A 10,852-nucleotide genomic window follows, 5' to 3' on the forward strand; every position below is an offset into this window, starting at 1 on the left:
CAGCATGAGCACTATCAGCATCCGCCAGGCAGTACTGGCCGACATCGAAGCCCTGTCCGTTTTATTTGACGGCTATCGCCAGTTCTACGGCAAAGAGAGCGACGTGGCGGCGGCCAAACAATTCCTTCTGGACCGCTTCGAGCATGGAGAATCGGTGCTGTTCATCGCCCATGACGGCGCCAACCCGGTAGGCTTCACCCAGCTGTATCCGAGTTTTTCCAGTGTTTCCCTCGGGCGGATCTTTATCTTGAACGACTTGTTCGTCAACGAGGGCAGACGGCGCAAGGGCGTCGCCTCGGGGCTGCTGTCGGCATCGACCGACTTCGCGCGCGCGGTGGGCGCCATCCGCCTGGGACTCTCCACCGCGCTCACCAACACCACGGCGCAGGCGCTGTACGAACGCGAAGGCTGGGAGCGCGACGACGATTTCTTCTACACCTACGCCATCTAACCCGGATGGAAACAGTATAAAAAAATGCCGCATCAAGCGGCATTTTGATTGGTGCGGCGGGGACGCGCTTAGACGGCTTCGGCGCCGGTTTCGCCGGTGCGGATGCGGATGACCTGCTCGACGTTCTGCACGAAGATCTTGCCGTCGCCGATCTTGCCGGTGCGGGCGGCCTTGATGATGGCGTCCACCACCTGCTCGGCCACGCCGTCGTCGACCACGACTTCAACCTTGACCTTCGGCAGGAAGTCCACCACGTATTCGGCGCCACGATACAGCTCGGTGTGGCCCTTCTGGCGGCCGAAGCCCTTGACTTCGGTGACCGTCAGGCCGGTGACGTTGACCTCGGCCAGCGCTTCACGCACTTCATCCAGTTTGAACGGCTTGATCACAGCGGTAATCTGTTTCATGACTTCTCCTAATTTTATTTAAATCGAAAATCTGTAGCCGGGCGAGCCGCGAGCGATTACTTTGTATTGTAATCGACACGCGCCTACTGTCCATCAACGTATGCGAATACCTGTCAATTACCTGCTTCTTGCACCGGAATGGAGCGCAATTCTTCCAGCCATACAACGCTTTGCGCGTCGCTCGGCGCGCGCCAGTCGCCGCGCGGCGACAGCGAGCCGCCGCTGCCCACTTTCGGTGCGTTCGGCACGCAGCTGCGCTTGAACTGGCTGGTGCGGAAGAAACGGTCCAGGAAGATGCCCAGGTTCTTCTTGATCGCGCCCAGTCCGTACTGGTTGCGCGTGACGTGGTCGCCATCCGGCCAGCGGCCCTTTTCCTTGTCGTGCCAGGCGGTCAGCGACAGGAAGGCGACCTTGGACGGACGGAAGCCAAAGCGCAGCACGTAGTACAGGTTGAAGTCCTGCAGCTCGTACGGGCCGATGGTACTCTCGGTGCGCTGCTCCGGCTGGCCATCGGCGGTGCCCGGCACCAGCTCGGGGCTGATCTCGGTGGCGAGGATGTCCAGCAGCACCTGCGCGTCGTTGCGGCCGATCACGCCCGATTCGGCGACCCAGCGCACCAGGTGCGAGATCAGCGTCTTCGGCACGCTGGCGTTGACGTTGTAGTGCGACATGTGGTCGCCCACGCCGTAGGTGCACCAGCCCAGCGCCAACTCGCTCAGGTCGCCGGTGCCGCAGACGATGGCGTTGTGATGATTCGCCAGGCGGAACAGGTGGTTGGTGCGCTCGCCGGCCTGGACGTTTTCAAACGTGATGTCGTACTGCGCCTGGCCTTCCGAGTACGGATGGTTCAGGTCCTTGAGCATCTGGATGCAGCTGGGGCGGATGTCGATTTCCTGCGCCGAGCAGCCGACCAGCTTCATCAGCGCATGCGCCTGCTTGAGGGTGCGCTCGCTGGTGGCGAAGCCGGGCATGGTGTAGGCCAGGATGTTGGTGCGCGGCAGGTTCAGCTTGTCCATCACGCGCGCGCAGACCAGCAGCGCGTGGGTCGAATCGAGGCCGCCGGAAATGCCGATGACGATCTTCTTGATGTTGCTGGAGGTCAGGCGCTGCGCCAGCGCCTGCACCTGGATGTTGTAGACTTCGTTGCAGCGCTCGTCGCGGCGGCGCGCGTCGGCCGGCACGTACGGGAAGCGTTCGACGCAACGCTTGAGCGCCAGCGGCTGATCGCGGCCGATCTCCAGTTCGAAGAACACGGTGCGGAACTTGTTCACTTCGGCCGCGTGGCGCTGCACCGATTGCGCGAAGGTGTTCATGCGCATGCGCTCGCGCGACAAGCGCTCCAGGTCGATGTCGGCGAAGGTCAGCGTGGCTTCGTCGCTGAAGCGCTTGGATTCGGCCAGCATTTCACCGTTCTCGCAGATCACGCCCTGCCCGTCCCAGGCCAGGTCGGTGGTCGATTCGCCGGTGCCTGCCGAGGTGTACAGATAGGCCGAGATGCAGCGCGCCGATTGCTGCGACACCAGCTGGTTGCGGTAGCCGGCCTTGCCCACCAGCGCGTTCGACGCCGACAGGTTGACCAGCACCGTGGCGCCGGCCAGCGCGGCAAACGACGATGGCGGAATCGGCACCCACACGTCCTCGCAGATCTCGACGTGGAATTTGAACAGCGGCATGTCGGCCACCTCGAACAGCAGGCCGGAGCCGAACTGCACGCGCTCGCCCAGCAGGTCGATCTCGGTGGCGACCGCGTAGTCGCCGCTGCTGAACTGGCGGGCGTCGTAGAACTCGCCGTAGTTGGGCAGGTAACTCTTCGGCACCACGCCCTGGATCTGGCCGTTGGCAATTACCACCGCGCAGTTGTACAGCTGGTGCTCGACCCGCAGCGGCACGCCGACCACCAGCGCCAGCTTCCATTGCTGCGAGGCGGCGACGATGCTGTCGAGCGCGTCGAGGCAGCCGTCCAGCAAGGCGCGCTGGTGAAACAGGTCGTCGCAGGTGTAGGCCGACAGGCCCAGCTCGGGGAAGGCCACCAGGGCCGCGCCCTGGGCGGCGGCCTGTCCGGCCAGCTCGATGGTCCGGGCGGCGTTGTAGGCGGGATCGGCGATGCGGCAGACCGGCGCGGCAATGGCGACGCGGGCGAAATCGTGCGTGTACAGATTCAGGAAATTCGAGGTCATGTGTAGTCTTTCGCGAGCACAAGGGACATGCAAAATCGAATTATCGCACGGGCACAGCCGGGCCGCCGCCAACAAAGCCGCGCCAGATAGGCTAGACTTGCGCGAACATCAAAGGCCGGAGGCAGGCGTGTCAGAAGCAGTCTTGACCATCATCGATACACTGGAAGGCGTGGACCCCGCGCAATGGCAGGCGCTGGCCGGCGACAATCCGACGCTGTCCCACAGCTTCCTGCACGCGCTGCACGAGACCGGCTGCGCGTCGCCCGACACCGGCTGGACGCCGCGCTACCTGGTGCTGCACCGCGACGGCGTGCTGGCCGGCGCCATGCCGCTGTACCTGAAGGATCACAGCCGGGGCGAGTATGTGTTCGACCACGCCTGGGCCGACGCCTTCCACCGCAACGGCATCGACTACTACCCCAAGCTGCTGTCGGCGGTGCCGTTCACGCCGGTGACGGGCAGCCGCCTGCTGGCCCGCACGCAGGACGACCGCCAGCTGCTGGCGCGCGCCGCGCTGCAGGTGGCGCGCCAGCTGGGCACGTCGTCGCTGCACATCCTGTTCCCGGACGCGCAGGACAAGCAGGCGCTGGCCGAGGCCGGCTACATGCTGCGCGAGGGCGTGCAGTTCCACTGGGATAATCCCGGCTATGCGGATTTCGAGGCCTTCCTGTCGAGCATGAAGATGGACAAGCGCAAGAAGATCCGCCAGGACCGGCGCCGCGTGCAGGACGCCGGCATCGTCTTCGAGCACCTGGCCGGCGCGCGGATCGGCGCCGAGGTGCTGGACTTCTTCTATCGCTGCTATGTGTCGACCTACCACGCGCACTACTCCAAGCCCTACCTGTCGAAGGCCTTCTTCGAGCGCATCCTGCGCGAGACGCCGGACAGCATGATGATGGTGCTGGCCAAGCGCGGCGACGCCCCGGTGGCGGCCGCGCTGAACCTGGTGGGCGGCGGCATCATGTACGGGCGCTACTGGGGCACGCTGGAATTCGTCTCCGGCCTGCACTTCGAAACCTGCTACGTGCAATCGATCGACTACTGCATCCGCCACGGCATCGCCCGCTTCGAGGGCGGCGCGCAGGGCGTGCACAAGATGTCGCGCGGGCTGGTGCCGACGCCGACCTGGTCCGCCCACTGGGTGGCCGACCCGCGCTTCGCCGGCGCCATCGCCGACTTCCTGCGCGAGGAAACGGCGGCGATGGACGAGTACATCGACGAACTGGCCGAACACGTGCCGTTCAAGGCCGGCTGACATCAATGCTGGCTGGCCGGCGCCGTGCGGCGCTCGCCCGTGCGCCGCTCGTCGTGGCCCGGCCAGGCCGCGCGGCCTGGCGCGGGGGTGTAGGCGCGGTAGGCCAGCATCAGGTACAGCACGCCCGCCACGATGGCATACGCGCCGACCAGCCACACCAGCGCCAGCACGCCCATGCCCGGCAGCGTCACCAGCACCGTGCCGACCACCAGCGACACCAGGCCGCCGGCCAGCAGCAGCCAGGCGCCGCCGCGCAAGTGGCTGCGCAGGCGCACGGCCAGGATGATGTCGAGCACGCCGCTGATCATGGCGTTGACACCGATGACGATTGCCAGCACCAGGGCAGCCAGCAAGGGCTGCATGACGGCCACCACGCCGGCGCCCACGCTCACCAGACCAAGCAACAACAGCAGCCACCAGTCGACCGCGTGCGAGCCGGTGGCGTGGCGCCGGTGTCGCCAGGTGCCGGCCAGGTAGATGACGCCGGCCAGCAGCGCATAGACGGCGAAGATCGCCACCAGCCCCAGCACGGTCGGTCCCGGCATCGCCAGCGCCAGCCCGCCCAACAGCAGCAACAACACGCCCCGCAGCGCCAGCATCCACCAGCTGCGCAATACCATCGGCCTCGCATCCATGCTTACCTCCCCGTCAACCGTCGCTCACCCATGTCAGACCGGCGTGGCGGGCAAAGGGTTCCGTAAAACGCAGGTAGAATGGAAGCGTTACCTAATATCTTCGCGGAGGATGAAACCAGTTTGCTTCACAGCAATTTCAATCGAGCCTATACTCTGGGCCCGTTGTAGGTTTTATCAGGAACGTGGCAAGCCAAGCATGAATGCAGATTTTATAAGACAACGTGAGCGCTTCAAGACCGCGACCATGAAGCGGATCGACGTCAGCGAGGAATCCTACAGCAACGTAACCGAGCTTTTGGCGCCCATCGCCAAGCCTTTCCACGTGCGCAAGGGCGAGTATCTGCAGCGCGCCGGCGTGCCGGCGACCCAGGTGCACTGGATCAGCAGCGGCGTGGTGCGCAGCGGTTTCTTCAACCGCGACGGCATCGAGGTGACGCTGCGGTTCTACCGCGAGGGCGAGTCGGCCACCACGCTGACGGACCTGATCAACGGCGAAGACGGCCAGCCGGCGGTGCAATTCCTGGTCGCGGAAACGCCGATCCACGGCTTCACGCTGGACTGGAAGCACTCCTGCGAACTGCGCGCCCAGCACGAGGTGATGCAGCACTACCACCTCAATATCGCCATGCACGGCCTGCGGACGCTGGCGCAGCGCGCCTACACCAACGGCGAGACCTCGGCCCACGAGCGGCTGGCGGCCTTCCGCGAGGAATATCCGGGGCTGGAGGCGCGCATCTCGCAGCGGGCCATCGCGTCCTACCTGGGCATCACGCCGCAATACATGTCGCGCCTGCGGCGCGAGGCCGAGGCGGCCAGCGGCGCGCCGCGCGGATAAAAAAAAGCCCCTTGCGGGGCTTTTCCATTGGCGGCGCTGATTAGGCGATGCCGTTTTCTTTCTTGTACGCTGCGACGCCGCTCAGGATCTCAGCTTTCGCTTCTTCCGGGCCGTACCAGCCGTCGATCTTGACCCATTTGCCTTTTTCCAGGTCTTTGTAGTGCTCGAAGAAGTGCTGGATCTGGCGCAGGCGCAGTTCGTTCAGGTCTTCCGGCTTCTGCCAGTGGCTGTAGATCGACAGTACTTTGTCCACCGGCACGGCCAGGACTTTGGCGTCTTCGCCGGCTTCGTCGGTCATCTTCAGCACGCCGACAGGACGGCAACGCACGACCACGCCCGGAATCAGCGGGAACGGGGTGATCACCAGCACATCGACCGGGTCGCCGTCGGCGGACAGGGTGTTCGGCACGTAGCCGTAGTTGCATGGGTAGTGCATGGCGGTGCCCATGAAGCGATCGACGAAGATCGCGCCCGATTCCTTGTCAACTTCATACTTGATCGGATCGGCGTTCATCGGGATTTCGATGATGACGTTGAAATCGTTCGGCAGATCGCGGCCGGAAGATACTTTGTTCAAGCTCATGGGGGTTTCCTCGTAAGTGCTGGCAAATGTTTAACCGCGTAATTATAGCGAAGTACAGCCCGCTTGTGCGGCGCAGCACCGCAAAACCGCCCCGGCGCGGTGGTTTCACGACAATCTTGTTACTCACTGCCGCGCGGCCACTGGCCTAAAGTTGTCCTGCAGCGCCAATCCGGGGCGCATCAACAGGAGCCAACCATGACCAGTACCGAATCCTTGAACCATGCCGTCGTCTCGCCAGCCGAATGGCTGCGGCAGCGCCAGAACTTGCTGGCGCGCGAGAAGGAATTGACCCACATGCGCGACCAGGTCGCCCGCGAACGCCGCGCCTTGCCCTGGGTGCGCGTCGAGAAAAACTATGTGTTCGACACGCCGCAAGGCCGGCGCTCGCTGGCCGATCTGTTCGAAGGCCGGCGCCAGCTGATGGTGCAGCACTTCATGTTCACCCCCGGCGCCGAACAGGGTTGCAGCCACTGTTCCTACATGGCGGATCACACCGACGGCGCCCTCGCCCACCTGGCGCAGCGCGATGTGACCTTCGTCGCGGTCTCGCGCGCGGCGCCGGCGGACATCGAGCGCTTCCGCCATCGCATGGGGTGGCGCTTCAACTGGGTGTCGTCCGGCGAGGGCGATTTCAACTACGACTTCCACGTCAGCTTCCGACCCGAGGAGCTGGCCAGCGGCGAAATCTATTACAACTACCAGCGCCAGCCGATTAAAAACCCCGACATGCCCGGCGTCAGCGTGTTCTACAAGGATGACGACGGCGTGGTCTACCACAGCTACTCGACCTACGGCCGTGGCGTGGAGGTGATGATGCACACCTATAACTTCCTCGACCTGACGCCGCTGGGCCGCCACGAGGACGCCCTGCCCTACACCATGGCATGGGTGCGCCACCACGACCGTTACGAGCCCGCGCCGGTGGCTGCCGCGTGCTGTCATGCGGCAGCATAACCAAGCGCTGCAGGCCGTGACGCCGATCGCGGCCGGCCACGTCGCGTCAGCCGCCTTGATGACGGCCCTCCACGGCGCCGGGATGCTGGCGCCGATGCTGATTCCGCTGTGCGGCAGCGACGGCACCATCCGCGAGGTGGCCGTGGCCGGTTCGCAGACGCTGGTGCTGGCGGCCGCCGGCATGCACGCGGCGGCGATGCTGGGCCTGACCGCCGCCGTCAACGCGCTGCTGAAAAGGTTCTACACGGCGCCGTGAGCGGACTCAATAGCAAAACCCGGAAGCCCGCCTAAACTGAGGATTTCGGGGCCTCACATGAAATCGGCTAAGAGCAAGTGGCTTGCCTACACCGTTATCGTCGGGTTAATCCCGATCGTGGCGCGTATGCTGACCTGGCTTGTTACCTCTTCTGGCCGAGTCGCCCCATTTACCGCATCGGATTTCGTGGCATTCGGGTTGGTGCTGCACATTTCAGTTTTTAACGAATTGGAGCACGCATCAATAAAAGGGGCTGGCATGAAGAACGTTCTTAACAGCATATCGCTGCTATTCATCACCTTATATGGCGTGCTGTGCGCGCTCAACGTCGTCGCGGAGCGCGATCCTGGCTTGGTCGACCCGAGCTTGATGTTTTTTATCAGCGCCGGTTTTTCCATGGCGTCAATGGCGCTCGGAGTGGTCGCGTTTTACTATCTTCCGAGAGTCAAGGAGAGATAGGCATGTTCATCGCCTCCACCATCGCAATAATTGTCGGACTGGGCGTTTCAATCTGGGTGTATCTTGAGACCGGAAAACCTGGCTCCGAAAACCAGGCGGAAGATCATCAGTCCGAAAAATAAAAACCCGTCGCAAGGACGGGTTCTTTTTTAGAGGATGGTGGCCAGCGCGCATTGGCGGTAGTGGCTGGCCGCTTCTTCCGGCTGGGCCAGCGCTTCGTGCATCTGCGCCAGCTTCAGGTGCGATTCGCGCACCATGCGCGGATCGGCCGCATCCGACAAAGCCTGCTCCAGGTAGCGCTGCGCCTTGCCCCACAGTTTCTGCTTCAGGCACAGGGAACCCAGCGTCAGCGCCAGTTCGGCGTCGGTTGGACGCGCGTGGATCCAGTTCTCGCAATGCTCGATCTGCATCAGCAGCGCGGCCGAGCCGGCCGGCGCGGCGGCTTCGCGGTAGGCCCGCACCACACGGTCGTCCCAGTCGGCGGCCAGCGATTCCTCGGCCACCAGGCGCGCCTCGTCGTGCAGCCCGCGCGCGTTGAGCGCCGTGGCGGCGCGGCAGGCCACATAGGGCTTGATGCGGTCGGCGTTCGGCACGGTGGCCCACACGCGTTGCAGCGATTCGGCGTCGTGCGTGCTGTCGGACAGCATGTCGTCGTAGGCCAGCTCGCGCAGGCGCGACGACAGCGCCGGATGCAGCGCGCGGTGCTTGTCCAGTGAACGCACCAGGCGCAGCACTTCGGGCCAGTTCTTGGCCTGCTGGTGTGCCTTCAGCGACCATTGCAGCGCGTGGATGTGGCGGGTGCCGCTGGCGTTGAGCTCCTGCACCGCCGCCAGCGCCTGCTCCGGCTGGTGGTCGTCGACCAGCAGTTCGGTCATCGTCATCAGGCGCGCGGTTTTCATCGCGTTGTCGTCGGCCAGCTTGGCCAGCCAGTTGTCGCGGCGGACGCTCTGGCGCATGCGGTGCGCGGCGCGGGCGCCGATCAGCGAGGCCACGCCGGCGTTTTCCGGCAGCTCCGAGGCGCGCATCGCGGCCTTCTCGGCATGGCCGAAGCGGCCTTCGAACAGGGCCTTGAGCGCTTCGCGCAAGCCCTTGTTGCCGTCACGCTCGCGCTTGCGCTGGCGGTAGGCGGCGACCTTGCCCGGCATCTTGACGGTGGCGCGGAAGGCGCGGATCACCACGTACAGGAAGGCGAACAGCGCCACCTCCAGCACCACGAAGAAGTTCAGCGACAGGTCGATCCGGTGCGGCGGGTAGAACAGCACCACGTTGCCCGGGTTGAAACGCGCCGTCACGGCGATACCGATGGCCGCGGCCATCAAAGCGACTATCCAGAGAAATAAACGCATGACTATGGCTTCGCTTTGTAGTTGCGCACAGCATTCAGGCTGTCCGACAGGGTCGGCATCTCGATCGCCAGGTTGTTGCTCTGCACCTGGCGCAGCAGCATCTGCACGGTCTGCGTCGACTTGGCGCGCACGTCAAAATACTTGACCAGCGCTTCCTGCGCCGCGATCAGGTCGGCGCGGAAGGCCGCCTCGTTGCGCGACAACAGCGCCATGCGCGCGTTCAGCAGGCGCAGCTTGAGGTTCTCGCGCAGGAAGTAGGCCTGCGTCGGCGACAGCATCAGCGCGTCCGGCGTGGTCACGGTGCGTACGCGGATCAGCTGGCGCACATCGGTCCACATCTCGGTGCTCCAGCCGCTCCAGGCGTCCTGCATCGCTTGCAGCCACGGGCTGGTCTGCTCAACCGGCTCAGGCTTGCCGCCCTTGCCCGCGGCCGGCTTGGCCTTGGCCTTCTTTTCCGGCGGCGCCGGCAGCGTCGGCTGCTCGTCCGACAACATCGGCAGCGTGTCGATCTGCGCGATCACGTTGTCCAGGCGCAGCGCCATGCCCACCGAATCCACGCTCGGCAGGGCCTTGAGCTTTTCGGTGTCCTTGGCGATGGCGCGGCGGATGGTGATGAATTGCGGCTTGTCCGAGCGCGACAGGCTGCGGTCGGCGTTCTGCAGCGCGATCAGCGCGCCCGGCACGTTGCCGGCCAGTTGCAGCTGCTGGCTGGCGGTCGACAGCACTTGCTCGATTTCGGTCAGCGCCCACTCGTCGCGGTTCTTGGACAGGTCCTGGTACAGCTGCTCCAGCGCCAGTTGCTGGCTCTGCGCTTCCTGCTGCTTGCTTTCCAACAGGGCGACCTTGCCTTGCAGCTCCTTGCTGGTCTCCTGCACGGCGCGCGCCAGGGTGCCGGTTTCGGCGTTGCTGGCGTCGCCCTTTTGCAGGCGGCGCGCCATTTCCTCGCGCAGGTTGCGCACCTGGTTGTGCGAGGACCAGGTCTGGCCGGCCAGCAAAATGGCCAGCACGACGATACCGACCAGCAGCATTTGCGGCTGTTGCACGGTTTCGAGCAGGCTGGGCTCGGGCTGCGGCTTGGCCGCGGGCGGAGTCTCGGCGGCGGCGCCGGCGGAGACGACAGGATCGGGTAAGGTAGGCAAATCGTTCATAGGCGTGATTGTAACGCGGCCAGCAGGCGTTCGTCGCCTGATCCGGTGAGCGTCAGTCGGGAAAAGCCCAAATTGTTTGCCGTTTCGGCAATTCGGGCGTGCGGAATGATCAAATGCTGCTGTTGCATCGCCGCAACAGCATTCTGCTGCGTTGCATCAGGGTGTTCCGCGTCCAGCTGGGCCAGCAGCGCGCACAGGCCGCGCAGGGCCTCGGAGCTGGTGATGATCCAGTCGTTTTGCTGCGCCAGCAAAGCGCGCAAGGTGGCCGCCAGCGCCGGCGTCAGGCGCGGCACCGAGCGGCGGTAGGCCGGCACCACGTCGACCACGGCGCCGGCCGCGCGCAGGC

At 64.7% G+C, this 10,852-nt stretch carries 12 protein-coding genes and 1 pseudogene; 6 read left to right on the forward strand and 7 right to left on the reverse strand.

Annotation, left to right across the window (positions count from 1 at the left end):
• Positions 1 to 4 precede the first annotated feature (4 nt).
• Entirely contained in the window at positions 5 to 451 is a 447-nt protein-coding gene (locus tag GTP90_RS15335) for a GNAT family N-acetyltransferase (RefSeq protein WP_161084361.1), read from the forward strand.
• Positions 452 to 519: 68 nt separating this feature from the next.
• Here the strand turns inward: GTP90_RS15335 and GTP90_RS15340 are convergent, their stop codons facing one another.
• Entirely contained in the window at positions 520 to 858 is a 339-nt protein-coding gene (locus GTP90_RS15340) for a P-II family nitrogen regulator (protein ID WP_020705920.1), read from the reverse strand.
• A gap of 113 nt (positions 859 to 971) precedes the next feature.
• Positions 972 to 3,035 (reverse strand): NAD(+) synthase, encoded by a 2,064-nt coding sequence (locus GTP90_RS15345; protein ID WP_161084362.1) that lies wholly within the window; start codon positions 3,033 to 3,035, stop codon positions 972 to 974.
• A 127-nt stretch (positions 3,036 to 3,162) separates the two neighbouring features.
• Here GTP90_RS15345 and GTP90_RS15350 point away from each other — a divergent pair, with 127 nt between their 5' ends.
• On the forward strand, positions 3,163 to 4,290 hold the full coding sequence (locus tag GTP90_RS15350; RefSeq protein WP_161084363.1) for a GNAT family N-acetyltransferase: 1,128 nt from the start codon (positions 3,163 to 3,165) through the stop codon (positions 4,288 to 4,290).
• Positions 4,291 to 4,292: 2 nt separating this feature from the next.
• On the opposite strand, the gene GTP90_RS15355 is transcribed toward GTP90_RS15350, so the two are convergent.
• The gene (locus tag GTP90_RS15355; protein ID WP_161084364.1) at positions 4,293 to 4,925 is read right to left on the reverse strand and encodes an HdeD family acid-resistance protein; all 633 of its coding nucleotides are present in this window, start codon (positions 4,923 to 4,925) and stop codon (positions 4,293 to 4,295) included.
• A gap of 244 nt (positions 4,926 to 5,169) precedes the next feature.
• Here GTP90_RS15355 and GTP90_RS15360 point away from each other — a divergent pair, with 244 nt between their 5' ends.
• Positions 5,170 to 5,760: a Crp/Fnr family transcriptional regulator gene (locus GTP90_RS15360; RefSeq protein ID WP_161084365.1), complete on the forward strand. Its 591-nt coding sequence runs from the start codon at positions 5,170 to 5,172 to the stop codon at positions 5,758 to 5,760.
• Positions 5,761 to 5,800: 40 nt separating this feature from the next.
• Here GTP90_RS15360 and ppa read toward each other — a convergent pair whose 3' ends face one another.
• Positions 5,801 to 6,343, reverse strand: coding sequence for an inorganic diphosphatase (gene ppa, locus GTP90_RS15365; RefSeq protein WP_117009736.1), 543 nt, complete (start codon positions 6,341 to 6,343; stop codon positions 5,801 to 5,803).
• A 195-nt stretch (positions 6,344 to 6,538) separates the two neighbouring features.
• On the opposite strand from ppa, the gene GTP90_RS15370 reads away from it, so the two are divergent.
• Genes GTP90_RS15370 through GTP90_RS15380 form a run of 3 tightly spaced genes read left to right on the forward strand, consistent with a single transcriptional unit; the run spans position 6,539 to position 8,012 of the window.
• The gene (locus tag GTP90_RS15370; RefSeq protein WP_161084366.1) at positions 6,539 to 7,297 is read left to right on the forward strand and encodes a DUF899 domain-containing protein; all 759 of its coding nucleotides are present in this window, start codon (positions 6,539 to 6,541) and stop codon (positions 7,295 to 7,297) included.
• On the forward strand, positions 7,284 to 7,553 hold the full coding sequence (locus GTP90_RS15375; RefSeq protein ID WP_161084367.1) for a hypothetical protein: 270 nt from the start codon (positions 7,284 to 7,286) through the stop codon (positions 7,551 to 7,553). Before GTP90_RS15370 ends, GTP90_RS15375 begins: the two co-directional genes overlap by 14 nt.
• Positions 7,554 to 7,610: 57 nt before the next feature.
• On the forward strand, positions 7,611 to 8,012 hold the full coding sequence (locus GTP90_RS15380) for a hypothetical protein (protein ID WP_161084368.1): 402 nt from the start codon (positions 7,611 to 7,613) through the stop codon (positions 8,010 to 8,012).
• 149 nt (positions 8,013 to 8,161) lie between these two features.
• Here the strand turns inward: GTP90_RS15380 and GTP90_RS15385 are convergent, their stop codons facing one another.
• The 3 genes and pseudogenes from GTP90_RS15385 to GTP90_RS15395 all read right to left on the reverse strand — a co-directional run.
• Positions 8,162 to 9,358, reverse strand: coding sequence for a heme biosynthesis protein HemY (locus tag GTP90_RS15385; RefSeq protein ID WP_161084369.1), 1,197 nt, complete (start codon positions 9,356 to 9,358; stop codon positions 8,162 to 8,164).
• A gap of 2 nt (positions 9,359 to 9,360) precedes the next feature.
• The gene (locus GTP90_RS15390; RefSeq protein WP_161084370.1) at positions 9,361 to 10,506 is read right to left on the reverse strand and encodes a uroporphyrinogen-III C-methyltransferase; all 1,146 of its coding nucleotides are present in this window, start codon (positions 10,504 to 10,506) and stop codon (positions 9,361 to 9,363) included.
• Positions 10,503 to 10,852 (reverse strand): annotated as a pseudogene (locus GTP90_RS15395) (uroporphyrinogen-III synthase); the annotation flags it as partial. The pseudogene GTP90_RS15395 and the gene GTP90_RS15390, both read right to left, overlap by 4 nt.

This window comes from Duganella vulcania, assembly GCF_009857655.1.
Lineage (GTDB): Bacteria > Pseudomonadota > Gammaproteobacteria > Burkholderiales > Burkholderiaceae_D > Rugamonas > Rugamonas vulcania.